The 23,775-nt window shown below is 64.6% G+C and carries 22 protein-coding genes; 7 read left to right on the top strand and 15 right to left on the bottom strand.

Features of this window, described 5'->3' with window-relative positions:
* The first annotated feature begins 21 nt into the window (after nt 1-21).
* Together DKB74_RS11590 and DKB74_RS18705 are read left to right on the top strand one after the other, a co-directional pair.
* Nucleotides 22-837 (top strand): SDR family NAD(P)-dependent oxidoreductase, encoded by an 816-nt coding sequence (locus DKB74_RS11590; protein WP_239987487.1) that lies wholly within the window; start codon nt 22-24, stop codon nt 835-837.
* A 95-nt stretch (nt 838-932) separates the two neighbouring features.
* Nucleotides 933-1,877, top strand: coding sequence for a hypothetical protein (locus DKB74_RS18705; RefSeq protein ID WP_109808341.1), 945 nt, complete (start codon nt 933-935; stop codon nt 1,875-1,877).
* Between the two features lie 75 nt (nt 1,878-1,952).
* On the opposite strand, the gene DKB74_RS11580 is transcribed toward DKB74_RS18705, so the two are convergent.
* From DKB74_RS11580 to DKB74_RS11570, 3 genes are all read right to left on the bottom strand, one after another.
* Complete coding sequence (locus DKB74_RS11580) at nt 1,953-3,296, bottom strand: dihydrolipoamide acetyltransferase family protein (RefSeq protein ID WP_109808340.1); 1,344 nt, start codon at nt 3,294-3,296, stop codon at nt 1,953-1,955.
* Nucleotides 3,297-3,298: 2 nt separating this feature from the next.
* Nucleotides 3,299-4,303 carry an alpha-ketoacid dehydrogenase subunit beta gene (locus DKB74_RS11575; RefSeq protein WP_109808785.1) on the bottom strand — a complete coding sequence of 335 codons (1,005 nt, stop codon included), beginning with the start codon at nt 4,301-4,303 and terminating at the stop codon, nt 3,299-3,301.
* A gap of 80 nt (nt 4,304-4,383) precedes the next feature.
* Complete coding sequence (locus tag DKB74_RS11570) at nt 4,384-5,670, bottom strand: 3-methyl-2-oxobutanoate dehydrogenase (2-methylpropanoyl-transferring) subunit alpha (protein ID WP_109808339.1); 1,287 nt, start codon at nt 5,668-5,670, stop codon at nt 4,384-4,386.
* Between the two features lie 243 nt (nt 5,671-5,913).
* Here DKB74_RS11570 and DKB74_RS11565 point away from each other — a divergent pair, with 243 nt between their 5' ends.
* A complete protein-coding gene (locus tag DKB74_RS11565; protein ID WP_109808338.1) occupies nt 5,914-6,165 on the top strand; it encodes a hypothetical protein in 252 nt (83 codons plus the stop codon).
* A gap of 12 nt (nt 6,166-6,177) precedes the next feature.
* Here DKB74_RS11565 and DKB74_RS11560 read toward each other — a convergent pair whose 3' ends face one another.
* Nucleotides 6,178-7,185, bottom strand: coding sequence for a fumarylacetoacetate hydrolase family protein (locus DKB74_RS11560; protein ID WP_109808337.1), 1,008 nt, complete (start codon nt 7,183-7,185; stop codon nt 6,178-6,180).
* A 212-nt stretch (nt 7,186-7,397) separates the two neighbouring features.
* Here DKB74_RS11560 and DKB74_RS11555 point away from each other — a divergent pair, with 212 nt between their 5' ends.
* Nucleotides 7,398-8,687 carry an adenylosuccinate synthase gene (locus DKB74_RS11555; RefSeq protein ID WP_109808336.1) on the top strand — a complete coding sequence of 430 codons (1,290 nt, stop codon included), beginning with the start codon at nt 7,398-7,400 and terminating at the stop codon, nt 8,685-8,687.
* Between the two features lie 110 nt (nt 8,688-8,797).
* Here DKB74_RS11555 and DKB74_RS11550 read toward each other — a convergent pair whose 3' ends face one another.
* From DKB74_RS11550 to ku, 10 genes are all read right to left on the bottom strand, one after another.
* Nucleotides 8,798-9,148: a hypothetical protein gene (locus DKB74_RS11550; RefSeq protein WP_145960960.1), complete on the bottom strand. Its 351-nt coding sequence runs from the start codon at nt 9,146-9,148 to the stop codon at nt 8,798-8,800.
* A 189-nt stretch (nt 9,149-9,337) separates the two neighbouring features.
* Nucleotides 9,338-10,417, bottom strand: a complete 1,080-nt coding sequence (aroC, locus tag DKB74_RS11545) for a chorismate synthase (protein ID WP_109808334.1) — start codon at nt 10,415-10,417, stop codon at nt 9,338-9,340.
* A gap of 283 nt (nt 10,418-10,700) precedes the next feature.
* Nucleotides 10,701-11,237: a GNAT family N-acetyltransferase gene (locus tag DKB74_RS11540; RefSeq protein ID WP_109808333.1), complete on the bottom strand. Its 537-nt coding sequence runs from the start codon at nt 11,235-11,237 to the stop codon at nt 10,701-10,703.
* Entirely contained in the window at nt 11,234-12,037 is an 804-nt protein-coding gene (fabI, locus tag DKB74_RS11535) for an enoyl-ACP reductase FabI (protein WP_109808332.1), read from the bottom strand. The genes DKB74_RS11540 and fabI overlap by 4 nt, the downstream gene beginning before the upstream one ends.
* Nucleotides 12,034-12,990, bottom strand: a complete 957-nt coding sequence (locus DKB74_RS11530) for a YihY/virulence factor BrkB family protein (RefSeq protein ID WP_109808331.1) — start codon at nt 12,988-12,990, stop codon at nt 12,034-12,036. Before DKB74_RS11530 ends, fabI begins: the two co-directional genes overlap by 4 nt.
* A gap of 7 nt (nt 12,991-12,997) precedes the next feature.
* Entirely contained in the window at nt 12,998-13,951 is a 954-nt protein-coding gene (locus DKB74_RS11525) for a DnaJ C-terminal domain-containing protein (RefSeq protein ID WP_109808330.1), read from the bottom strand.
* Between the two features lie 87 nt (nt 13,952-14,038).
* Entirely contained in the window at nt 14,039-14,929 is an 891-nt protein-coding gene (locus DKB74_RS11520; protein WP_109808329.1) for a transglutaminase family protein, read from the bottom strand.
* Nucleotides 14,929-17,415: a circularly permuted type 2 ATP-grasp protein gene (locus tag DKB74_RS11515; protein WP_109808328.1), complete on the bottom strand. Its 2,487-nt coding sequence runs from the start codon at nt 17,413-17,415 to the stop codon at nt 14,929-14,931. Before DKB74_RS11515 ends, DKB74_RS11520 begins: the two co-directional genes overlap by 1 nt.
* 103 nt (nt 17,416-17,518) lie before the next feature.
* Nucleotides 17,519-19,942, bottom strand: a complete 2,424-nt coding sequence (ligD, locus tag DKB74_RS11510; protein ID WP_109808327.1) for a DNA ligase D — start codon at nt 19,940-19,942, stop codon at nt 17,519-17,521.
* 6 nt (nt 19,943-19,948) lie between these two features.
* A complete protein-coding gene (ku, locus tag DKB74_RS11505) occupies nt 19,949-20,809 on the bottom strand; it encodes a non-homologous end joining protein Ku (RefSeq protein WP_109808784.1) in 861 nt (286 codons plus the stop codon).
* A gap of 90 nt (nt 20,810-20,899) precedes the next feature.
* Here ku and pdxH point away from each other — a divergent pair, with 90 nt between their 5' ends.
* A complete protein-coding gene (gene pdxH / locus DKB74_RS11500; RefSeq protein ID WP_109808326.1) occupies nt 20,900-21,490 on the top strand; it encodes a pyridoxamine 5'-phosphate oxidase in 591 nt (196 codons plus the stop codon).
* A gap of 178 nt (nt 21,491-21,668) precedes the next feature.
* Here the strand turns inward: pdxH and mnmA are convergent, their stop codons facing one another.
* Nucleotides 21,669-22,778, bottom strand: a complete 1,110-nt coding sequence (gene mnmA / locus DKB74_RS11495; protein WP_109808325.1) for a tRNA 2-thiouridine(34) synthase MnmA — start codon at nt 22,776-22,778, stop codon at nt 21,669-21,671.
* 118 nt (nt 22,779-22,896) lie between these two features.
* On the opposite strand from mnmA, the gene DKB74_RS11490 reads away from it, so the two are divergent.
* Together DKB74_RS11490 and sciP are read left to right on the top strand one after the other, a co-directional pair.
* On the top strand, nt 22,897-23,178 hold the full coding sequence (locus tag DKB74_RS11490) for a hypothetical protein (RefSeq protein WP_109808324.1): 282 nt from the start codon (nt 22,897-22,899) through the stop codon (nt 23,176-23,178).
* 104 nt (nt 23,179-23,282) lie between these two features.
* A complete protein-coding gene (gene sciP / locus DKB74_RS11485) occupies nt 23,283-23,582 on the top strand; it encodes a CtrA inhibitor SciP (RefSeq protein ID WP_109808323.1) in 300 nt (99 codons plus the stop codon).
* The last annotated feature ends 193 nt before the right edge of the window (nt 23,583-23,775 follow it).

Below are 23,775 nucleotides of genomic sequence, written 5' to 3'. Positions count from 1 at the left end.
TCCTGCGTCTAGCATCTCTCCATGGCGGAAAAGGCAATGCGCAGCGGGGAACGGCGCGGCACGGCATTGGTCACCGGGGCATCGGCGGGCCTGGGCATCTGTTTCGCCGAAGCGCTTGCCGCGCGCGGGCATGACCTGATCCTTACCGCGCGGCGGGGCGAACGGCTGGAGGCGCTGGCAACGCGCCTGCGCGACGCGCATGGAGTCGCGGTGACGGTACTGCCCCGCGACCTGTCAGCACCCGATGGCGTCGCCACGCTGATCGCCGATATCGGGCGGCACCGGCTTTCGGTCGAATTGCTGATCAACAATGCCGGTTTCGGCCTGCACGGTGCCTTTATCGACCAGTCCCCCGATGCGATCCGTCAGATGATCGACCTCAATTGCCGCGCCGTTGCCGAACTGTGCCGCGCATTGCTCCCCGGCATGGTGCAGATGCGCGGTGGCGGCATCATCAATGTCGCATCGGTCGCGGGGTTCGTGCCCGGACCGTGGATGGCCGCCTATTATGCCAGCAAGGCGTTCGTCCTCAGCCTGACCGAAGCATTGCGCGAGGAGGTGCGCGGCAAGGGAGTGCGCATCGTCGCGCTATGCCCCGGCGCCACCCGAACCGAATTCGCAACGGTATCGGGCCTGTCCGACAGCAAGGCATTTCAGGCGGCGGCGGGAAGCGCGGCGGATGTCGTGGCGGCGGGGTTGCGCGCCTGGGATCGCGACAAGGCGATCTGTATTCCCGGCGCCGCCAACCGGCTGGCGCCGCTTGTCGTCCGTTTCGCGCCGCGCGCGCTCGTCCGGCGCGGCGTGGCGCGGTTCCAGCGGCTTCGCCGCAAGACCTGACACGCCCGACGCGATCCCTCGAAAAACAATTGTCTTTACGCAGTAACGCACGTTAGCCATGCGACGGGGAAAGTTGATTGCGATCCGGGGGAAGCATGACCGAAGAATATGATGGTGCCGAAGAAGTCGGCACGCCGGTACCGCCTGCGCTGCTCGCATTGCTGGCGGGGCTTGCGGTGCTGGTCGGCTTTACGCTTGTCGCGCCCTATCTCCTGCCGCCGGTTTCGCTGACCGTCCTGCTGGGGATCGGGGCTGCGCTGGGCGCGCTGTGCTGGGTGATCGGCGCGGCCGTGGCGATGCGCAATGCCGGGCCGGTATGGATATTCGGATCGCTGATCGTCCTGCTCGCCGCTGGCGCGCTGGCGGGGTTCGGCGTCAGCCGCCTTCTCAACGCCGGCAGCACGCGCGATGCCAGCACCTTTGCCGAGATGGAGCTCGGCCCCGACGGCAAGCCGGTATTGCCGCGCGGGGCGGATACACGCGGCCCGATTTCGAAACGCTATGTGACGGCGTTCAACGAAGCGACGGCGGACCGGCGCGATTATGAAAATGCCGTCGGTGCGATGCAGCTGGGCACGCTCAGCAGCCCCTATCTGCTCCAACAGGCGCCGCAGGTTCTGGAACATTGCGGAGAGATCGGCACGCTCAAGGAAAAGGTCGCAGGAAACGCGGATCGTCAGGCCAAGCGCACTGCCGAACTGGCGCAGACCGTCCGTGCCTCCAATTTGCCCGACAAGGTCAAGGACGGCATCATCCTGATGATCGCGCCCACCAGCGAACCGGGCGAACCCGACCCGGCGATTACCAGCCAGAACGCGGTTCTCGACGGCACGCAGGCGCTGTGCGAATTGCTGGCGAAGAAGAGCTGGCGCAACGACGACGCGCGTTTCGGGTTCACCAATGCCGCCGACTGGGCGCGATTCCGCGAGATCGACGCACAGCGCAAGGCGGCGGCCAGCGATATCGCTGCGCTCGATCGCAAGGCCACGACGCGCTTTACCGAAGGCCGCGAAATGGTCCGCGACGTACTGAGCCGGTAACCCGCAAGATCGCGACATGAAAAGGGCCGCCGCTCCCGGATCGGAGCGGCGGCCCTTTCGACAGGCGAAGGCCCCTTAATCGGCGAACAGCAGGACCGGCGTTTCGAGCAGCTTCTTCAGCGCCTGGACATAGCTTGCTGCATCCCAGCCATCGACCACCCGGTGGTCGCAGCTGATCGACAGGTTCATCAGCTTGGCCCGGACGATGTCGTCGCCCTGAAATACCGGGCGCTCGACGATCTTGTTCGGGCCGATAATCGCGACTTCGGGACGGTTGATCACCGGCGTCGTCGCGATCCCGCCCAGCGGGCCGAGCGACGTCACGGTCAGCGTGCCGCCCTGCAGCTCTTCGGACCTGATCTTGCCGGTGCGCGCAGCTTCGGCCAGCCGGGCAATCTCGGTCGCCAGCTGCCAGACATTTCTGTCCTGCGCATCGCGGATCACCGGCACGGTCAGCCCGGCATCGGTCTGAGTCGCCATGCCCAGATGGACGCGGCCATGGCGCGTCACCACGCCGCCTTCATCGTCATAGCGCGAGTTGATCATCGGAAAGTCGGGAATTGTCCGGCAAATCGCGACGATCAGGAACGGCAACATGGTAAGCTTGGGCCGATCGCCGCGATTGGCGTTCAGGTCGCTGCGCATTTCCTCCAGCGCCGTGACGTCGATTTCGTCGACATAGGTGAAGTGCGGGATGTTGCGCTTGGCCGCCGCCATATTCTCGGCGATGCGGCGGCGCATGCCGATCACCTTGACCGGCTGATCGTCGCGCGCGCGGCTGGCATGCGGCGCCTGATATCCCTCGCCCGAGCCATAGCGCAGGAACGAGTCGAGATCGGCGTGGCGAATGCGGCCTTCTTCCGACGGCTTTACCCGCGACAGATCGATGCCGAGATCCTTGGCGCGCGCGCGCACTGCCGGGGAGGCGAGAACAGGGTGATCTGCAACCGTTGGGGCTGAGCCTGTCGAAGCCCCGTCTTCCGCAGGCGAAGCACTCGCGGCGCGGCGCCCTTCGACAGGCTCAGGGCGAACGGAGGGTTTTGCATCCCCGGAATCATCGATTCCGCCGACTTCGGCGTCCCCGACCTCGGCCGATTCCGCCGGGCTCTTCGTCTCGGTACCGGGCGTTTCCGCCGAAACCTCTTCCTCGACATCCTCGTCGACCGGAACATCCTCGGCATCGGTTTCGATGACCACCAGCGTCGATCCGATCGGAATCTGATCGCCCACTTCGCCGGCCAGTTCGACCACGGTGCCGGCGACCGGCGATTCCATTTCGACCGTCGCCTTGTCCGTCATCATATCGGCCAGCTGGCCGTCCTCTTCGACGCGATCGCCGACGGCGACATGCCATGCGACGATTTCCGCCTCGGAAATCCCTTCGCCGATATCCGGCAAGCGAAACGTAAAGCGGGCCATCCTCAGTCCTTCAGGATTTTTTCAAGCGCCAGCCGAATGCGAACGGGGCCCGGGAAATAGGCCCATTCGAGGCTATGCGGATAGGGTGTGTCAAAACCGGTGACGCGTTCGATCGGCGCTTCAAGGTGATAGAAACAACGTTCCTGCACCACTGCCGACAATTCGGCGCCGAAGCCCTGGGTCCGCGTCGCTTCGTGCACGATCATGCAACGCCCGGTCTTCTTCACGCTCTCCAGGATCGTATCGATGTCGAGCGGCATCAGCGTGCGCAGGTCGATGATTTCGGCGTCGATGCCGGTTTCCTCGACGGTCTGCGCAACGACATGCACCATCGTGCCATAGGTCAGGATGGTGACCGCCGCACCCTGCCGCGTGACCGCCGCCTTGCCCAGCGGGATGCGATAATAGCCGGTCGGCACTTCGCCGCCCGGATGGTTCGACCAGTTGCGCGCAGGCGCATCATAATGGCCACTGAACGGCCCGTTATAGATGCGCTTGGGTTCGAAGAAGATCACCGGATCATTGTCTTCGATACACGAAATCAACAGCCCCTTGGCATCATAGGGCGTCGCCGGAATGACGGTTTTCAGGCCCGAGACATGCGTGAAAATCCCCTCGGGCGACTGGCTGTGCGTCTGGCCGCCGAAAATGCCGCCGCCGAACGGCGAGCGCACCGTCAGCGGCGCGATGAATTCGCCCGCCGAGCGATAGCGCAGCCGCGCCGCCTCGCTGACCAGCTGGTCGAGCGCGGGATAGATATAATCGGCGAACTGGATTTCGGGCACGGGGCGCAGGCCATAGGCGCCCATGCCGATCGCCACGCCGATGATCCCGCATTCGGTGATCGGCGTGTCGAACACGCGGGTTTTGCCATATTTTTCCTGCAGGCCCGCAGTGGCGCGAAACACGCCGCCGAAATAGCCGACATCCTCGCCCATCACGACCACGGCCGGGTCGCGGTCCATCATCACGTCCATGGCGCTGTTGATCGCCTGGATCATGTTCATCCGCACCGTATCGCCTTCGCGTTCGGGCACCGGCGCGATGCGGTCTTCGCTCGCGGCGTTGGGATCAGTCACTGGATCGCTCATCGTTTCGGCCCCGGATGACCGGCAGCATCGTCTTCATCGAGCATCTGCTGCATCTGTTCCTTCAGATGCCAGGGCATTTCCTCGTAAACACCCTCGAACATCGTTTCGAATTTCTGGTGCATGCCATGGCCGAGGATGCCGTTCTTTTCGGCGTCCTTCTGAGTCTTGCGCACCATTTCGGCGAGTTCCTGATCCTGCGCCGCCTGACGATCCTCGTCCCATTCGCCCAGCCCGATCAGATGGTCCTTCAACCGTTTGATCGGATCGCCGAGCGGCCAGGACGACCATTCCTGCGCGCTGCGATAGGCGCTGGGATCGTCGGAGGTCGAATGGCCTTCGGCGCGATAGGTGAAATGCTCGATCAGCGTCGGGCCCTGATTGGTCCGTGCGCGCTCGGCCGCCCATTGTGTCGCGGCATAGACCGCAAGCGGATCATTGCCGTCGACGCGCAGCCCGGCAATGCCATAGCCGATCGCCCGCGCGGCAAAGGTCGTCGCCTCGGCGCCGGCAAAGCCCGAAAAGCTGGAAATCGCCCATTGGTTGTTGACGACGTTCAGGATCACCGGCGCCTTGTAGACGGTGGCAAAGGTCAGCGCCGAGTGGAAGTCACCCTCCGCCGTCGACCCTTCGCCGCACCAGGTTGCCGAAATCCGCGTATCGCCCTTTGCCGCGCTCGCCATCGCCCAGCCGACCGCCTGCGGGAATTGCGTGGTCAAATTGCCCGAGATCGAGAAGAACCCGTGATCGCGCGCCGAATACATGATCGGCAGCTGCTTGCCCTGCAGCTTGTCGCCCTTGTTCGAATAGATCTGGTTCATCATCTCGATCAGCGGATAACCGCGCGTGATCAAAATGCCCTGCTGGCGATAGCTGGGGAAGCACATGTCGTCGGCGGCCAGCGCCGATGTCGCGGCGACCGAAACCGCCTCTTCGCCGGTGCACTTCATATAGAAGCTGGTCTTGCCCTGACGCTGGGCGCGGAACATGCGCTCGTCGAACGCCCGCACCAGCGCCATATTGCGCAGCATCGTGCGCAACGTGTCGGCGTCGAGTCGCGGATTCCACGGGCCGACCGCATTGCCGTCTTCGTCGAGGACGCGGACCAGCGTGTACGCCAGTTCGTGAAACGTCCCCGGATCGGCGGCGGTATCGGGACGCGGCTGTTCGCCCGCAGGCGGCACCGCCACGTCCGAAAAATCGACCTCATCCCCCGGCCGGAACTGCGGTTCCGGCACGTGCAGGCTGAGCGGCGGAAGATTGGCGCGCTTGGCGTCCACCGGCATCTCTCTCCTAAATCCTGTCGCGGCCTTATGGGTAGCAAACGTCCCGGACCGCGTTCAGTGCCTTGTTATAAAATTTCAAGCGCGCGCGAAAGGGGCCGTAGCGCGGCGACGGCCATCGCCATCATATCGCGCCCTGCGAACGTACCGCCGGGGCCGCCATCCTCCCCCTTGGGAGAAGCCCCGAATACTCCGTTCACCATGGCTTAAAGCCGCGCATGTTCTTCTATGTTCCGGAGGGCAGACATGCACGGCAATCGGCATGGCATCATCGTGGCGAATCACCCGCGGCAGGCGATGCCGACGACTCTGGTGTGGCTGCGGCGCGCATTCGGACTGACGGTGCTGACGCTCCTCATCCTCGCGCTGACGCCGATCGCCGTCATTCTTGGCCTGCTCTGGCTGGTGAAGGCGCTGCGGCTTGTCTATCCAATGGCACGCAGGTCGATCCTGAGCACCGCGGACGGCATCGCCGAAGCCGCCTTCCCCCGACGCTGAACGCCGCGCCGTTCAGGCAGCGACGACTTTCTGCTCGATCGTCCCGAAGATCGTGTGATGACGATCATCCTCGGCCCAGATGCGCACGATATCGCCGGCCTTTAGGAAGTTCGTTGTCGGCTTGCCATCCAGAATGGTCTCGACCGTGCGCAGTTCCGCCAGACAGCTATAGCCGACGCCGCCCTGCTCGATCGGCTTGCCCGGCCCGCCATCGGCGTCGCGATTGGAAACCGTGCCCGATCCGATGATCGTGCCGGCACCCAGATTGCGGCTTTTGGCGGCATGCGCGATCAGCGTACCGAAATCGAAGGTCATGTCCTCGCCCGCATCGGCACGGCCAAAGGGCTGGCCGTTGAGATCGACATGCAGCTTGCGGTGCAGCTTGCCGTCGCGCCACCAGTCGCCGAGCATGTCGGGCGTCACGAATACCGGGGAAAAGGCGCTGGCCGGTTTGGACTGGAAAAAGCCGAACCCCTTGGCCAGTTCGCCGGGGATCAGGTTGCGTAGCGACACATCGTTGGTCAGCCCCACCAGCCGCACCGATGCCAGTGCATCCTCGCGACTGACGCCCATCGGCACGTCGCCGGTCACGACCACCACTTCGGCCTCAAGATCGCAGCCCCAGCTTTCGTCCTTCAACGGGATATCGTCGCGCGGGCCCAGGAACCCGTCCGACCCGCCCTGATACATCAGCGGATCGTGCCAGAAGCTTTCGGGCATTTCCGCATTGCGCGCCTGACGCACCAGCGCGACATGGTTCACATAGGCCGAGCCGTCCGCCCATTGATAGGCACGCGGCAACGGCGCCGCCGCATCATGTTCGTGAAACCGTTCGCGCGGAATGGCTTCGTGATCGAGATCGGTGGCAAGGTTGCGCAGATCGACCTCCACCCGGTCCCAATCGTCCATCGCCGCCTGCAATGTCGGGGCGATCGCGCTCGCATCGGCATACCAGGCGAGATCGTTGGAAACGACGACGAGCTTTCCGTCGCGGCCATGCTTCAGGCTAGCTAGTTTCATTTGTGACCTTCTCCTCTCTCGACTGACATAGGGCACGCAACGCGCGTGTCGAGCGAAAGCAACACAGGAAAGCCCTTGACGCGAGGCGTGCGGAACGTCATTCGCCGCGACCGCAAGCGGGGCCGCTCCGTCGCCCCACCCGTCCACGCCCGGTTGCCGAGTCCTGTCGAAGGGCGGCCGGTGCCCGTCCCGGCAGGGGGAGACGCGCAACCATGGCAAATGTAGCAGTGATCGGTGCCCAATGGGGCGATGAAGGCAAGGGCAAGATCGTCGACTGGCTTGCCGAGCGCGCCGATGTCGTCGTGCGCTTTCAGGGCGGGCATAATGCCGGCCACACGCTGGTGGTGGGCGAGAAAGTGTACAAGCTGTCGCTGCTCCCCTCGGGCATCGTGCGCGGCACGCCCAGCGTGATCGGCAACGGCGTGGTGCTCGACCCCTGGGCGCTGAAGGCCGAAATCGAAAAGCTGCGCGGACAGGGCGTCGAAATCACGCCCGACACGCTGATGATCGCCGACAATTGCGCGCTGATCCTGCCGTTCCATCGCGATCTCGATGGCCTGCGCGAGGATGCGAGCGGCGCGGGCAAGATCGGGACGACCCGGCGCGGCATCGGCCCGGCCTATGAAGACAAGGTCGGTCGCCGCGCGATTCGCGTCTGCGATCTGGCGCATCTCGACACGCTCGATCCGCAACTCGACCGCCTGACCGCGCATCACGACGCGCTGCGTGCGGGATTTGGCGAACCGCCGATCGACCGCGCGGCGCTGGTCGCGGACCTCGCCGAAATCGCGTCCTTCGTGCTGCCCTTTGCCCAGCCGGTGTGGAAGATGCTCAACGATGCGCGTTCGCGCGGACGCCGCATCCTGTTCGAAGGCGCGCAGGGCGTGTTGCTCGACATCGACCACGGCACCTATCCGTTCGTGACGTCGTCGAACACGATCGCCGGTACGGCAGCGGGCGGTTCGGGTCTTGGCCCTAGCGCGGTCGGCTTCGTCCTCGGTATCGCCAAAGCCTATACGACGCGCGTCGGCTCCGGCCCCTTCCCGACCGAGCTGGACAATGCAACCGGCGAGCGGCTGGGCGAACGCGGCCATGAATTCGGCACGGTTACCGGGCGCAAGCGCCGCTGCGGCTGGTTCGACGCGGCGCTGGTGCGCCAGTCGGTCGCGGTATCGGGCGTCACCGGCATCGCGCTGACCAAGATCGACGTGCTCGACGGGTTCGACGAAGTGAAGGTCTGCACCGGGTACAGGCTGCGGGGCGCGGAAATCGATCACCTGCCCGCGCACGCCGCCGATCAGGCACAGGTCGAACCGATCTATGAAACGATCGAAGGCTGGCATGAATCGACTGCCGGCGCGCGCAGCTGGGCCGATCTTCCGGCGCAGGCGATCAAATATATCCGCCGCATCGAAGAATTGATTCAGTGCCCGGTCGCGCTGGTTTCGACCAGCCCGGAACGCGAGGACACGATCCTGGTCCGCGATCCCTTCGCCGACTGACGACGCGGTTCATTGCGCCGCTCTCCACCGATCGGATCGCGCTTCGCATGACACTGCCGCCGCCGGGCACAGGCCCGACGGCGGCAGGATCGAACGCCACGAAATGCGGCTCAGCGGCCCGGAGGAACGGTTTCGCTTCCGTCGGTGGGCTCGACCGGTTCGGTCGGCGTGGTCATATCGTCCGGGGTCGTTTCCGGCTCCATCACCGGATCCGTGGCCGGTGTGGCCGGATCGGTTTCCGGCATGGTCGATTCGGTTGCCATCGGATCCGGGCACGGCGCGTTCGGATCGGTCGCCGTATCGGGCGTCACGCCCGGAGTGGGCGTGGGACAGGGGGATGCCACGGTGGTGGGGACATCCTGTCCCGGCACATCCTGCCACGGTGCCATCGAAGCGGCGTTTGCCGCCATCGCAGTCGAACCGCCGATAACAAGCAATCCGGTAATGATCATTCTACGCATGTCATACTCCATCAAAGGGTCGCAGGCGTAGAAACAACGTGCGGAATGCGATTCCGCCGAACATGCTCGGCTCCGTCCAACGCAGCTGGAGTGCTGCCTGACACTTAACCGAGATTAATTCGTGACGAATCGAGTGCGCGCCGTGGGCGCGACGTTACGCCGTCCCGCGCATATCGGGGAAATGGCGGCTTAATCCTTGCCGCATTGCGCCCTGTGCAACAGCTTCTGATCGGCCAGCACCAGCGCCATCATCGCTTCGACCACCGGCACGCCGCGAATGCCGACACAGGGATCGTGGCGGCCCTTGGTCGCGATTTCGGTGGCTTCGCCCTCCGGCGAAATCGTCGGAACCGGAGTCAGGATCGAACTGGTCGGTTTGAAGGCGACGCGCAGATGCACCGGCTGACCGGTAGAAATACCGCCCGCGATCCCGCCGGCATGATTGGCCAGGAAGTGCGGCCCCTCGCCTGCCATGCCCGGGCGCATCGCATCGGCATTTTGCTCGCCGGTGAGCGCAGCGGCGGCAAAACCGTCGCCGATCTCGACGCCCTTGACTGCGTTGATCGACATCGCCGCCGCCGCCAGCTCGCTGTCGAGCTTGGCGTAAAGCGGCGCGCCCCAGCCGGCGGGAACGCCGGTCGCGGTGCAGGCAACGATGGCGCCGAGCGAGGACCCCGACTTGCGCGCAGCATCGACCAGGGTTTCCCAGCGCGCAGCCGCAGCGGCATCAGGGCAGAAAAATGCATTGGCCTCGATCTGTCCGGCATCGAATGCAGCCGGATCGATCGCATCGCCGCCAATCGCTTCGACCCAACCGGTGATCGCGACTTCGGGGATGACCAGCCTCGCCACCGCACCTGCCGCGACCCGTGCCGCGGTCTCGCGCGCCGAGCTGCGCCCGCCACCGCGATAATCGCGAAAGCCATATTTGGCGTCATAGGCATAATCGGCATGGCCGGGACGATAGGCCCGCGCTACGTCCGAATAATCCTTTGATCGCTGGTCGACATTCTCGATCATCAGCGAAATCGGCGTACCGGTGGTGCGCCCTTCGAAAACACCCGACAGGATGCGTACCGCGTCCGGCTCGCGCCGCTGCGTGGTGAAACGCGACTGGCCGGGGCGCCGCGCATCGAGGAAGGGCTGGATATCCGCCTCGGACAGTTCGATCCCCGGCGGGCACCCGTCGACGACCACGCCCAGTGCAGGCCCATGGCTCTCGCCCCAGGTGGTGAAGCGGAAAACGCGTCCGAAACTGTTGTAGCTCATGCGGCGCTCTTTCGACTGATTTGCCGGTGCAACGCAAGGTAGCCATTGTTTACAATCATGGCGGAGATGATTGGGCCGATTAGCGCGGCGCCAATTCGCGATGCAGGTTCGTCCACGGCAAGCGCGACCCAAACGGTACACACCGAAATACCCGTTATTCCCCACATGCGCGCGCCTTCGAGCGCTGCGAACGCCCAGTTCGATGACGAGCGTCGAGTGGCAAACGTAAAGTATAGGCCAGGGAAAAGGGCGCCCAATTGGCCGAGTGCAAATTCGCTCGCGCTCACGCCTCTTCGCTCAGCGCCGCGAAGGCCGGGGCATGTTCCGCCTTGCCACGCGGGCCGCACGGCAGGCCGCCCTGCAGCTCCAGCGCCATCAAGAACGGCCCGGCATAGGGGCTTTCAAACCCCTCGGCGGCTTCGACCGAAAAGCCGAAACGACCATAATAGCCCGGCTCGCCAAGCACGAACATCAGCAGCGCCCCGGCGCGCTTCATTTCCTCCACCGCCGCGCCCGCCAGCGCTTCGGCAACGCCGGTCTGGCGAAAGGCGGGCATCACCGCGAGCGGCGCAAGCGCGACCGAGGGCACTTCCTCGCCGCCGATGATGACATCCATCTTGCTGACCGCGACCATGCCCAGCGCTTCGTTGGTCCGCTCGTCGCGCGCGATCAGCGCCAGCACCAGATCGCCGTCGATGGCGAGTTGCTTGACCAGCATCGCCTCGGCCGCGCGGGGGAAGCACGCGGTCAGGATATCGTCGATGTCATAGGCATCGCCCGGCGCCGCACGCCGGATCGCGATGCTTGCCTCGCCGGTCACGACAGGGCGATGTCGGGCGCGTCCTCGGCCTTCATGCCGATGACGTTATAGCCGGAATCGACATGATGCGTCTCACCGGTCACGCCGCTGGCAAGATCGCTCAGCAGATACAGACCCGCGCCGCCGACATCCTCGATCGTCACATTGCGGCGCAGCGGCGAATTCAGCTCGTTCCACTTCATGATATAGCGGAAATCGCCGATACCGCTGGCGGCCAGCGTCTTGATCGGACCCGCTGAAATCGCGTTCACCCGGATATTTTCGGGGCCGAGATCGACTGCGAGATACTGGACGCTGGTTTCCAGCGCCGACTTGGCGATGCCCATGACATTGTAATGGGGCACAACCTTTTCGGCGCCATAATAGCTGAGGGTCAGCAGGCTGCCGCCGTTCGGCATCAGTTCGCGGGCACGTTTGGCCACTGCGGTAAAGCTGAATACCGACACGTTCATCGTCATCAGGAAATTGTCGAGGCTGGTGTCGTAATATCGGCCACGCAGCTCGTTCTTGTCCGAAAATCCGATGGCATGGACGACGAAATCGATCGTGGGCCACCATCCCGCCAGCTTTTCGAACGCCGTATCGAGCGCCGCCATGTCCGAAACATCGCATTCGATCAGCTTGTCCGAACCCAGTTGTTCGGCCAGCGGCGCCACGCGCTTCAGCATGGTTTCGCCCGGATAGCTGAATGCCATCTCGGCGCCTTGTTCGTGCAATTTCTTGGCAATGCCCCAGGCCAGCGACTTGTCGTTCGCAAGGCCCATGATCAGGCCCCGCTTGCCCTGCATCAATCCGGTCACGTCGTCTGTTCCTCCTGTTCCGGCCCTGCCCCTAGCGCGTTCGCGGGCTCTTCCGCCAGCGCGGCGTTCAGTTCGGCTCCGATCACCATGCCCAATCCGATCACGAAGAAGAAGATCAATGCGATCATCACCCCGGCCAGGCTGCCATAGGTCAGATCGTAATTGACGAGCGATCCCAGCACCACAGGCAACAATGTCGTCGTGCCGAGCCACCACAGCGTCACGAACAACGGCCCCGGCCATTTGGGATAGGGGCCGCTGCGATAGCGAAAGGGCGTGAGCGAATAGAAAAGGATATAGAGAGCGACGAACAGTGCGACCGATGGCGCGATCCGGCTGAGCGAAACCACCTGCGCGGCATCCTGGGCAAAGGGAAGGACGCGCAGGATGAACTGTTCCGCGCCCGTCAGCACCACCTGAAAGCTGAATGCCGACATCATCAGGATCACCGATGCGATGATGATTCCGATCGAACCCAGCCGATATTCCCAAAAGGCGCGCCCGCCGCTGACGCCATAGGCGCGCCGCAGAATCGAACGCAGCGTTTCGATAAATCCCGCCGTGGTCCACAATCCCACAATCGCGCCGAACCACAACAGGCTGCCCGAACGCGCCGCAAGCACGTCCTGCACCGGCTTGCGCAACACTTCGGCGACATCGGGAGGCACGGTCTGAAGAAACGCCTCGAGTGTGCGCAGCCCCTCACCGCTATGCCCGAAAATCCGCGCCACCGCCGTGGCGACGATGAAGAAGGGGAACAGAGTGACCAGCGAAAGATAGGCAAGATTGCCGGCATAGGTGAAGCCATCGGTATAGGTACCGATGCCGACTCGCTTGGTTACTTCCCAGACGCGTTGCGACAGGCCCAGTTCGTCCAGCCTGCGCCGGATCCGACCGCCAAGACCTTGCCGCCGCGCTTCGGGCGTTTCAGGCGAGAAATCCTCTTCCTCCACGAAGGAGTCAGACGCCCAGACGGCTGCGTGGGTTCCCTTTGTCGCGACCCGGCCATGTTTCGACAAAGGCCGTCAGCTCGGCATCGTCGGCCGGCAGGTCGACCATCAGCGTTGCGAGCAGGTCGCCGCGCCCGCCGCCCTTGTGATGAAACCCGCGTCCTTTCAGGCGCAGGACCTTGCCCGAACTCGTCCCCTTGGGCACCGTCAGCATGACCGCACCATCGGGCGTGGGCACGCGTACCTTCGCGCCCAGCACCGCCTCATTGAGCGAGACAGGCAGGTCGAGCCGGACATCGTCGCCATCGCGCACGAAAAAGGCGTGCGGCTGAATTTCGATCGTCACGATCGCATCGCCAAAGCCGCCCGGGCCTTCCTGGCCCTTGCCGCCCAGCCGCATCTGCGTCCCGCTCTCGACACCGGGCGGCAGCTTGAGGTCGATCGTCTTGCCGTCGGACAGCGTGATCCGCTGCGGCGCCAGAGTCGCTGCGTCGATAAAGGGAACGGCAAGGCGATAGGCGACATTGGCGCCCTTGGGCTGGGGCCGACGGCCAAAGCCGCCAAAACCGCCCGAAAAACCGCCGCCGCCGCGCTGACGCCCGCCCTGACCGCCGAACAGCCCTTCGAAAATATCGCCCAGATCGGCGGCTTCTCCGCCGAAATCGAACTGCGTGCCGCCGGGGCGAAAGCCGCCACCGCCCGCGCCACCGCCACCACCGCCGAACCCGAAGGGCGCGGTCGGATTGCCGTCGCCATCGATTTCGCCCCGGTCGAACCGCGCGCGCTTGTCCTTGTCGGTCAGCAGGTCATAGGCCTGCGTCACCTGGCTGAAACGCTCGGCGGCTTTCGGATTGTCCTTGTTGCGGTCCGGATGCAGCTCCTTGGCGAGCTTGCGATACGCCTTCTTGATGTCGGCTTCGCTTGCCCCGCGCGCTACTCCCAGCGTTGCATAAGGATCGGCCATTGTGTCTCCTGTTCGTCCGCGCGCTATTTCGGGGCGAAAACGGTCGGTTGCAAGGGCTGTCGCCCGCGCGCGCCATGGATGCCCGAATCAGGCGGCGACGGTCTCCAGCGGCTCGACATCGACCGAGACATCCATCTTCTGCGCGCCCGATCCCAGCACTATGCCGTCGATCGGGGCAATATCGGCATAATCGCGGCCCACCGCCATCAGCACATGGTCGCTCGCCATCCAGATGCCGTTGGTCGGATCGAGCCCGACCCAGCCGCGCTCCGCCCCGCACCACAGCAATACCCAGGCATGAGTCGCATCCGCGCCCACCAGGCGCGGCTGACCCGGCGGCGGCAGCGTGCGCAGATAGCCCGAGGCATAGGCCGCGGGCAGGCCCGCCGCGCGCATCCCCGAAATCATGATCTGCGCGAAATCCTGACATACGCCGCCGCGCTTGGCGAAGGCTTCGTGCGGCGTCGTATCGACCAACGTCGCCGTGGTGTCGAAACTGAATGCGTTCTGGATCCGCCGCGCCAGCGCGATACCCGCCTCCAGCGCGCCGCGATCGGGGGCAAGCTCCTGCGCACACCATTGCGCGATTTCGTCATCGATCGGAATGAGCGGCGAGGGGAAGAGATAATTGGCCGGGCTGGCCGCAGACATGTCGCGGCTGGCACGCGCGGCAATCGCGATTTCGCCCAATGTGGGGTCGCTTGCATCGGGCACCGGAATCATCCGGTCGACCGTCACGGTCGCAGTGCTTTCGATCGTCAGCGTCCGGGCGGGCTCCGCCACCACCAGCCGCACGACATGCGCCAGCCCCGCTTCGGCGCGCGCGGGATAGGTATGACCGCCCGGTTCGACCGACAAATGATAGGATTCGAGATGCTGGCCGGGCCAGTCGATCGGTTTGAGCCGCAGATTGCAGCGCGCGAACGCCGCCGGTTCGGCATATTCGAACCGAGTGACATGGCGGATGGCATAGCGCATCACGCCAGCACCAGCCCCGCCGCGCGCAGCGGTTCGGCCCCCTGCAGGAAATAGCGGCGCCCGATCGCATCGGAGAGGCGTGCAAGCCCGTCATCGATCCGCGCGAGCAGCGGCTCGTCGATTTCCGTCGGGCGCGCCGTGGCAACGATCGCCTCCAGCTCGCGTGCGAGCGCCTGTTGCGGTTCGGCGATGCCATCGTCGGAAAGCACCGGCAGCCCCGCCAGATGATCGGCGATCGCCTGAACCTGAAACGCGATCGATCGGGGATTGCCGGGATCGAGCGCGACCAGATCGAGCACCGGCACGCGCGCCATCCCGGTGGGATAGCGCTGGCGATAGCTGATCTGGCTGTCGGCAAGGTCGAGCAATGTCGAAAGATCGTCGGCAGTAACGTCCGCACCGGAAAAGCCACGCACGACGCGCGTCACCATCATTGCCCGTTCGAGCCGGCGGCCAAGATCGTGAAAGCGCCAGGCATCGGTCCGCGCCATATGTTCGGAGGAAAGCCCTGCCAGCGCGGAATAGCGGCGCTGGAGCGAGCCCGCCTTGTCGAGCAGCCCGCCACGCGTCGGAAAGGGCGCGTCGAGCAGGCGCATCATGTCCGCCGCCAGTCGCTCGCGCGAAATCTGACCGATCAGCCGCGCCTGCCGGTTGATCGAGCGCACGCTGTACCAGCCGTCGGTTTCCTCCAGCGCGGCACGCACGAATTGCTGAAGATCGGACCGGCGATAGCTGGCGGGCGCAGGCGCCGCGCCGCCCGCAACGACCAGATCGACGAGCCGCCGCACCGTTGCGGCCGACAGCGCCGCGCCGCTGTCCGCGCTGATCGAATTGCCGAGCAGCACGCGCAGCATCGCCAGCAACGCTTCGCCGCGTTCCAGATAGCGGCCCAGCCAGAAGAGATTGTCGGCGACGCGGCTGGGCAAGGTGCCGGGATTGCGGCGCAGCGCCATCGTCTCGCCCGAAGGAAGCAGCGTTACCGGCTCGACCGATGTCGGCCCGTGCACACAGACATCGGCCGACCAGCTGCCTTCGCCCATCACCATCGCGCGCGGATCGGGATGTTCGCCGATGCGGGCAAATCCGCCCGGCAACACGGTCCATTTCCCATCGGCGCCGCGCGCGGCGAAAACGCGCAGAATGAACGGACGCGGTTCAAGGCCATCGCCCGCCACGACCGGCATCGTCGAAAGCCGCACGACCTCACGCCCGACATAATCCTGCGGACGCCGCGCCAGATCGGCAAGCAGGGCGGCGCGTGCCGCTTCGGTCAGATCATTCCCCAGCGCGGGCCCGTCGGGCAGGCCGCGCGCGGCCACGCCGAACGCAGGGGCGATGACCAGCGAATCGAGCCGATCCGCGACGCGTTCGCGCTCCCGCTCCTGCCCGCACCACCAGGTGGCGATGGTCGGCAGCCGCAACTCCTCACCACGCATCACTTGCGACAGCCAGGGCAGGAACGCCGCGAAAGCAGGCGATTCGACCACGCCGGTGCCCGGCGCATTGGCAACGACGACGCTGCCCGCCGCCAGTGCATCGACCAGCCCGGCGACGCCGATCGTCGAATGCGAATCGAACGCCAGCGGATCGAGCAGGCGCGGATCGACGCGGCGCCACACCGCATCGACACGTTTCAGCCCGGCGATCGTCCGTACATAAAGCCGGTCGTCGATCACGGTCAGATCGGCGCCTTCGACCAGCAACAGCCCCAGATAGCGCGCCAGATGCGCCTGTTCGGCATAGCTGGGGTTGAGCCGGCCGGGCGTCAGCAGCGCGATACGCGGATCGGAACGGCGGCATAACGCGGCGATCCCTTCGCGAAACGCCGCGAAGAACGGCGCCTGCCGCTCGATGTTGAGCCGCGTCTGAAGCCCGCCCAGCATCCGCGACATGGCGAGCCGGTTCTCGAGCGCATAGCCCGCCCCCGCCGGCGCACGCACATGATCGGCAAGCACGCGCCATTCGCCATCGGGGCCACGGCCCAGATCAGCGGCAATGAATTGCAGATGATAGCCACCCGGCGGCGTCATGCCCTGCAGCGGGCGCAGGAAGAAGGGACTGCCGGTTACCAGCGCGGCGGGCAGATGCCCTTCGGCTACCAGCCGCCCTTCGCCATAGATATCCGCGACAATCGCTTCGAACAGGTCGGCGCGCTGGACCACGCCGCTGGCGATGCCCTCCCATTCGGTGGCGGGGATCATCAGCGGGACGGGCGACAGCGGCCAGGGGCGCTCCTCCCCTTCGCCGGCGATGCGGAATCCGGTGCCGATATCCTCGGCATGGCGCTGTGCCCGCTCACGCGCATGGTCGAGCGGCTCGTCGCCGACGAACGCCGCCAGCTCTTCGAGCATCGCCGTCCAGCCCTCGTCACCGCTCGCCCGCGCGCACAAAGTGTCGCTCGCCCGGCCGGGCGCGCAATAATCCGCGATCCAGCGATCGGCGATAGTGCCGGCGTCGAACAATCCCGTCACGGCACGGCTCGCCATTGATTCAATCCCCTTGGGACCAGATTGATCGAATCGATGCTGCCGCGCAACATCGCATCGCACATTACCCACAGGCTTTTGTGGGCCGTGCTTCCAATGAATCTTATAGGTCGGGCAACGTCTGTGCGGATTCGCCCCAGCCCGAAAGGCTGCGCGCACCGGCACGTTCGATCAGCGCATCGGCGTCGCGAACGTTCCATCGCTGTGCCGATTCGATGTCGCGCAATTCGCTCCAGCTGACCGGCGCCGCCACCGGAGCTCCGGGGCGCGCCCGCGCGACATAGGGGAGCACTGCCGTCGATCCGCGCTGGTTGCGCAGATAATCGATGAAGATCTTGCCCTTGCGGCTCGCTTTTTTCAGGTTGGCGGTAAACCGGTCCGGTTCGGCCTGCGCCAGCGCGCGCGCAAATCGCTCGGCAAAGGATTTGACCTCCGGCCATTGCGCCCTCGGTGCCAGCGGCACCACCAGATGCATGCCCTTGCCGCCGGTCAGCATCGGAAAACTGGCGAGCCCCATATCCGCGAGATGCTGTTTCAGGTCGACCGTGGCCTTCTTCACATCCTCGAAATCCAGTCCTTCATCGGGATCGAGATCGAACACCATCCGATCGGGCGTTTCGACATCGCTCGCCCGCGAACCCCAACCGTGAAATTCGATCGTGCCCATCTGCACGCACGCAAGAATGCCGTCGGCATCGTCGATATAGAGATAGGGTTCGGTCGATCCGTCCTTCTCGCGAATATCCACATGGCGAACATGGTCCCCGAAGCTGCCCGCATCATGTTTTTGAAAGAAACACTGCTTGCCGCGCCCCTGCGGGCATCGCACCAGGCTTATCGGACGATCGGCTGTCCAGGGGAGCATGATCGGCGCAACTGCGGCATAATAATCGGCAAGATCGCCCTTGGTGATCCCGGCGTCGGGGAAGATCACGCGATCGCGGCTCGAAATTTTCACATCGGATATCGGCAATTCGGGCACGGGCCGGGCCATTTCGTCCACCACATCCTCCGCAGACTTGTCTTCGCGCAGACCCAGGAAGCTGGCATGCCGCAACACGCCTTCTCCAGTATATTCGGCAAAGGCGATTTCGGCGACCAGCCGGGGCGTCACCCAACGGGCGCCTTTCGCGGCAGCCCTGGGAACATCGGCGGGCGGAGTCTTGCGCGCCAGCCGGTCGAGTGTGCCGCGCAGATCGTCCATCGTGTCGGTGTCGAATCCGGTGCCCACCTTGCCCCGATATTCGAGCCCGTCCTTGCCCTGCGTCGCGAGCAGCAGCGAACGGAAGCCTCGCCCCCTTGCCGGACTGGGCAGCCATCCGACGATCACGAATTCCTGGCGATGGGTGCATTTCACCTTGAGCCAGTTCTTTGTCCGCCGCCCGCGATAGGGCGCATCGGCGCGTTTCGAAACGATGCCTTCATAGCCTTCGCGACACATCGCCTCGAACAGCTTCTCGCCCGCGCCGAGCACATGTTCGGCAAAGCGGATGCGATCGTCGGTATCGGTCAATAACGGACGCAGCCGTTCCTTGCGCTGGATCTGCGGCAGATCGGTCAAATCCTCGCCATCGCATGCCAGCAGGTCGAAGGCGAAGAGCGTCAGCGCGTCGCCGCCCGCCGAAATCGCGTCCTGCAGCGTCGAAAAATCGGGGCGGCCTTCGCGAAACGCAACGATCTCGCCATCGATCAGCGCGCTGCCCGCTGCGACGCTGGCCGCAGCTTCGGCGATGCCGGGAAACTTGTCCGTCCAGTCGAGTCCCGATCGGGTATAGATGCGCGGCCCGCCCTTCCCGATCGCCAGCAGCGCGCGATAGCCGTCATATTTGACTTCATGCAGCCAGCGGTCGCCCGCCGGAACCGCATCGACCAGCGTCGCAAGCTGAAGATCGCGAAAGCCCGGCCGCGCCAGTGGCACCGCCGACTTGCGAGCTGTCTTCGATTTCGCCTTCTTGCCCTCGGCGATTTCCTGCATCGTGCGCCCGGTCTTCACGCTGGTCAGGCCGGTCTCGACCAGCATATCGGTTCCGCCGGCATAGCTGTCGTCGATCTTGCGCAGCAGCCAGTTCTCGCGCCTTTCCTTGCCGCGCGGTTTCAACCGGATCAGCAGCCATTCGCCCTGCATCCGCTCGCCCTTCAGGCGGAAATGGAGATGCCCCTTGTCGATATCCTCGGCATGCTTGCCCTCAACCGGTTCCCATGTCCCTGAATCCCACAGCATCACCGTGCCGCCGCCATAGGAATCCTTCGGGATGGTTCCTTCGAAATCGGCATAGCTCAGCGGATGATCCTCGGTGCGTACCGCCAGCCTTTTCTCGGCGGGGTCGAGGCTGGGGCCGCGCGTCACTGCCCAGCTTTTCAGGACGCCGTCGATCTCCAGCCGGAAATCCCAGTGCAATCGCGTCGCATCATGTTTCTGCACGATGAAGCGATTGCCACCCGACTCGCCGATCGCGCCTTTGGGTTCGGCGGTCTTCGAAAAGTCGCGCTTGGCGTTATAGGTGGCGAGGAGATCGGCCTTGGCCATGACGCATCATCCTGCGGCGCGCTTTTTGGCTGCGGCCTTGCTCCCGCCCGATCCTTTGCCCTTCGCGCCGCCGCTGCCGGGTTTTTCGAGCGATTCTTTCAGCGCCGCCATCAGATCGACGACATTCGACCCGCGCCTGGGCGCCGTTTCCTCGGCATCCTCGACGATCTTGCCGCCCTTGGACTTGCGTTTGCGCGCGATCAGATCCTGCAGCGCGTCGACATAACGATTGTGGAATTCGCCAGCATCGAATTTGCCCGTCTTCTTCGCGATCAGCGATTCGGCCAGTTCGAGCAGTTCCTCGTCAGGCTTGTCATCGGGAATGTCGCGGAAATATCCCTGCGCCTTGCGCACTTCATCGGCATAGCGCAGCGTTTCGAGCACCATGCCGCGCCCGCACGGCTTCAGGCTGACCACATATTCGCGCCCGCGCAACGCCAGCTGGCCCAGCCCGACTTTCTTCGTCCGCCGCAGCGCCTCACGCAGGACGATGAAGGCTTCCTCGGCCAGATCATCGGTCGGCACGACGAAATAGGGCTTGTCGTAATAGAGAACGTCGATTTCGTGCGCATCGACGAACTGGGTGAGCTCGAGCGTCTTTTTCGATTCGAGCTTCACGGCATCGATTTCATCCTGGTCGAGCAGGACATAGCTGCCCTTTTCGACCTCATACCCCTTCATGATCTCGTCGGTGTCGACCGGCCCGACGCCGGTGACGACTTTCTCATAATGGATCGGCTTGCCGGTCGGCTCATGGATCTGGCGAAACGAAATCGCCGCGCCCGATTTGGTCGCGGTATAGATTTCCACGGGTATCGAAACCAGCGCCAGCCGGATCTGCCCCTGCCAATAGGCACGCGCCGCCATCTGCATCTCCTTCGTTGCAATCGCGATTCAATCCGCAGGCGGCGGACTCGTTCCTCGACACCGGCGCGAGGGCGAACTATTGGGCGCGCCATGGTGGACGATCCGATTGCCCTGTTCGACGCATGGTTTGCCGAAGCGCAGGCCAGCGAGCCCAACGATGCCAATGCGATGGCGCTCGCCACCGCCGATGCTTCCGGCGCGCCGTCGGTGCGGATGGTGCTGCTCAAGGGGCACGATCCGGACGGATTCGTCTTTTATACCAATGGCGAAAGCCGCAAGGGCGACGAACTGATCGCCAATCCCTGCGCCGCGTTGCTGTTCCACTGGAAGTCGCTGCGGCGACAGATCCGGATCGAGGGCCCGGTCGAGCGAGTCAGCGATGCGGAGGCCGATGCCTATTTCGCCACGCGCGGCCGCGATTCGCAGCTTGGCGCCTGGGCTTCGGACCAGTCGCATCCAATGCCGAACCGCGACGTCTTCGAAAGCCGATTCGACGCGATGGCCGAACAGTTTGAAGGCCAGGATGTGCCGCGTCCCCCGCATTGGGGTGGATGGCGCGTGATCCCCGAACGAATCGAATTCTGGCAGGACCGCGCCCACCGGCTGCATGAGCGCCGCCTGTTCTGCCGCGAAACCGTGCCGGGCGGCGAAAACTGGTCCGAAACGCTGCTCTTCCCATAAGGTCAGCAGGCCGGAAAGCTGACATGCGTTCGGATCGACGCCTTTGCCGATCGCCCGTTCACCGGCAATCGCGCCGCCGTCATGCCGCTCGCATCCTGACTCGGCGGCGATCCACGGGCGATCCTGAGGGCAGTTACGTCACGGTGAGCGCAGGCGGCTTTCCGCGCACCGACTGAAGTCAGGCAGCGACTGACTGCGCCGCTTCGGTTTCGCGAATCCACCCGCCGCCCAGCACGCGATCGCCGGCATAGAGCACTGCGGCCTGTCCCGGCGCGACGCCATATTCGGGAGCGTCGAACACCACCCGGTCGCCCTCGAGCCGCGCGGGAACCGGCTTTGCCATCGACCGCACCTTGGCGAGCAGCGGCCCGCGATGATCGCCGCCGATCCAGTTGAGCCCCTCGATCCGCGCCGCCTGCACCGCCAGCGATGCCTTGGGCCCGACCACCACGCGCTTCGCGGCGGCATCGAGCCGGACGACATAGAGCGGCTCGGCCTGTCCGCCGATTTCCAGTCCGCGCCGCTGACCGACAGTGAAATGGATCAGCCCCTTATGCTCGCCCAGCTTGTTGCCGGCCTCGTCAACGATATCGCCGTCGGTTTCGGCCTCGGGCCGCAGTTTCTTCACCAGCGAAGCATAGTCGCCATCGGGAACGAAGCAGATGTCCTGGCTGTCGGGCTTGCCCGCCACGCCAAGGCCGATTTCGGCGGCAAGCTCGCGCACGCGCGGCTTGGGCATGCCGCCCAGCGGGAAGCGAAGGAAATCGAGCTGGTCCTGCGTCGTCGCGAACAGGAAATAGCTCTGGTCGCGCGCCGGATCGGCCGCGCGATGCAGTTCGGCGCCCGCCGGCCCTTCGACCCGGCGGACATAATGACCGGTGGCAAGGCAATCGGCGCCCAGATCGCGGGCGAGCGCGAACAAATCGGTGAACTTCACGCCCATATTGCACTTCACGCACGGAATCGGCGTGCGACCGGCGAGATATTCGTCGGCAAAATCGTCGATCACCGATTCGCGAAAGCGGCTTTCATGGTCGAACACATAATGGGCGATGCCCAGCCGGTCGCACACGGCACGCGCATCGCGAATGTCACGCCCCGCACAGCAACTGCCCGCGCGCCCCACCGCTTCGCCATGATCATATAGCTGCAGCGTGACGCCGATCGTCTCTGCGCCGGTGCGCGCGGCAAGCGCGGCCACGACCGACGAATCGACGCCGCCCGACATGGCGACGACGATACGCCGCCCCGAAAGCGGCCCCGAAAGCTGGAAATCGACGGCATTCATCGGCGCGGCACATAGGGTCTCGCATGCCGGGATGCAAAATTTCTTCGGTCTTTACGGGACCTTCAGCACTCGCGCCTACTGATGTCTGCTCAAGACGAGTAGTAACGGATGCGTATTTGTGGATCTGAGTTTCGCCCGGCTGGATCGGAACGTCGCCGTCACCGCGCTGCCAACGGAGCTGGCGGTGCTGATGGTCGGCGTGGCGGCCCGGCAGGCAGCAAGCGCCACGGCATCGGCCCAGTCGCGGATTGCCGCGGCCGCAGCACATGTCGACCTGCTTGCGCCCGAACACGGTGCCTTTCATCGCCCGACGGCGCTGGCGCTGTTGCGATCGAGCGCGGCTTATCTGCCGCGCATCGCATCGCGCAGTTTCGCGTCAAGCGATTGGAAACACGAATGAACACGCTGTTTACCTTGCCGTTTCAGGCAATGTTGAATCACGCGTGCCTAAAGTCGTCTCCGGTTATCAGAGAGGGGGCCCCCCGCCCCGATCGAGGTTGGTGAATGATTGAGAATCAGAAGATCCGTCCCGCAAAGGTCATTGGTCCGCTCGGCGAGCCGCTGACTCTGGATACGCTGCCTCCGCCCAGCACGACCCGCTGGGTCGTCCGGCGCAAGGCGGAAGTCGTCGCAGCGGTCAATGGCGGGTTGCTGACCGTGGACGAAGCCTGTGATCGCTATGGCCTGACCGTCGAGGAATTCGCCGGCTGGCAACGCGCGATCGATCGGTCGGGCATGCCCGGGCTGCGCGTCACGCGTATTCAGCATTATCGCTCGCTGTACGAACGTCAGCAGAAATTCTGACGGAAAGCACAAACAGAATCGCACCGGAAAAGCCCGGTTATGCGTCCTTTTCGCCTGACACGCCCCGGTTCCCGCCGCGCCCGTTCGTTTCGGGGCCGGGAACCAAGGGGCCTGGTCGCGAGTCTTAGCCTCCGTAGCCCGGGACGACCCCGGGCAAGGTAGCCCGGAACCAGCCGGGCATAAACGGAGGGAC

The sequence above is a fragment of the Stakelama portus genome, from assembly GCF_003171655.1.
Classification (GTDB): domain Bacteria; phylum Pseudomonadota; class Alphaproteobacteria; order Sphingomonadales; family Sphingomonadaceae; genus Sphingomonas; species Sphingomonas portus.
This window is presented reverse-complemented; position numbering and strand designations above follow the sequence as displayed.

Coding starts and splice junctions, on each gene's coding strand:
- DKB74_RS11590 (WP_239987487.1), top strand. CDS start 22: ATGGCGGAAAAGGCAATGCGCAGCGGGGAACGGCGCGGCACGGCATTG.
- DKB74_RS18705 (WP_109808341.1), top strand. CDS start 933: ATGACCGAAGAATATGATGGTGCCGAAGAAGTCGGCACGCCGGTACCG.
- DKB74_RS11580 (WP_109808340.1), bottom strand. CDS start 3,296: ATGGCCCGCTTTACGTTTCGCTTGCCGGATATCGGCGAAGGGATTTCC.
- DKB74_RS11575 (WP_109808785.1), bottom strand. CDS start 4,303: ATGAACATGATCCAGGCGATCAACAGCGCCATGGACGTGATGATGGAC.
- DKB74_RS11570 (WP_109808339.1), bottom strand. CDS start 5,670: ATGCCGGTGGACGCCAAGCGCGCCAATCTTCCGCCGCTCAGCCTGCAC.
- DKB74_RS11565 (WP_109808338.1), top strand. CDS start 5,914: ATGCACGGCAATCGGCATGGCATCATCGTGGCGAATCACCCGCGGCAG.
- DKB74_RS11560 (WP_109808337.1), bottom strand. CDS start 7,185: ATGAAACTAGCTAGCCTGAAGCATGGCCGCGACGGAAAGCTCGTCGTC.
- DKB74_RS11555 (WP_109808336.1), top strand. CDS start 7,398: ATGGCAAATGTAGCAGTGATCGGTGCCCAATGGGGCGATGAAGGCAAG.
- DKB74_RS11550 (WP_145960960.1), bottom strand. CDS start 9,148: ATGCGTAGAATGATCATTACCGGATTGCTTGTTATCGGCGGTTCGACT.
- aroC (WP_109808334.1), bottom strand. CDS start 10,417: ATGAGCTACAACAGTTTCGGACGCGTTTTCCGCTTCACCACCTGGGGC.
- DKB74_RS11525 (WP_109808330.1), bottom strand. CDS start 13,951: ATGGCCGATCCTTATGCAACGCTGGGAGTAGCGCGCGGGGCAAGCGAA.
- DKB74_RS11520 (WP_109808329.1), bottom strand. CDS start 14,929: ATGCGCTATGCCATCCGCCATGTCACTCGGTTCGAATATGCCGAACCG.
- DKB74_RS11515 (WP_109808328.1), bottom strand. CDS start 17,415: ATGGCGAGCCGTGCCGTGACGGGATTGTTCGACGCCGGCACTATCGCC.
- ligD (WP_109808327.1), bottom strand. CDS start 19,942: ATGGCCAAGGCCGATCTCCTCGCCACCTATAACGCCAAGCGCGACTTT.
- ku (WP_109808784.1), bottom strand. CDS start 20,809: ATGGCGGCGCGTGCCTATTGGCAGGGGCAGATCCGGCTGGCGCTGGTT.
- pdxH (WP_109808326.1), top strand. CDS start 20,900: ATGGTGGACGATCCGATTGCCCTGTTCGACGCATGGTTTGCCGAAGCG.
- mnmA (WP_109808325.1), bottom strand. CDS start 22,778: ATGAATGCCGTCGATTTCCAGCTTTCGGGGCCGCTTTCGGGGCGGCGT.
- sciP (WP_109808323.1), top strand. CDS start 23,283: ATGATTGAGAATCAGAAGATCCGTCCCGCAAAGGTCATTGGTCCGCTC.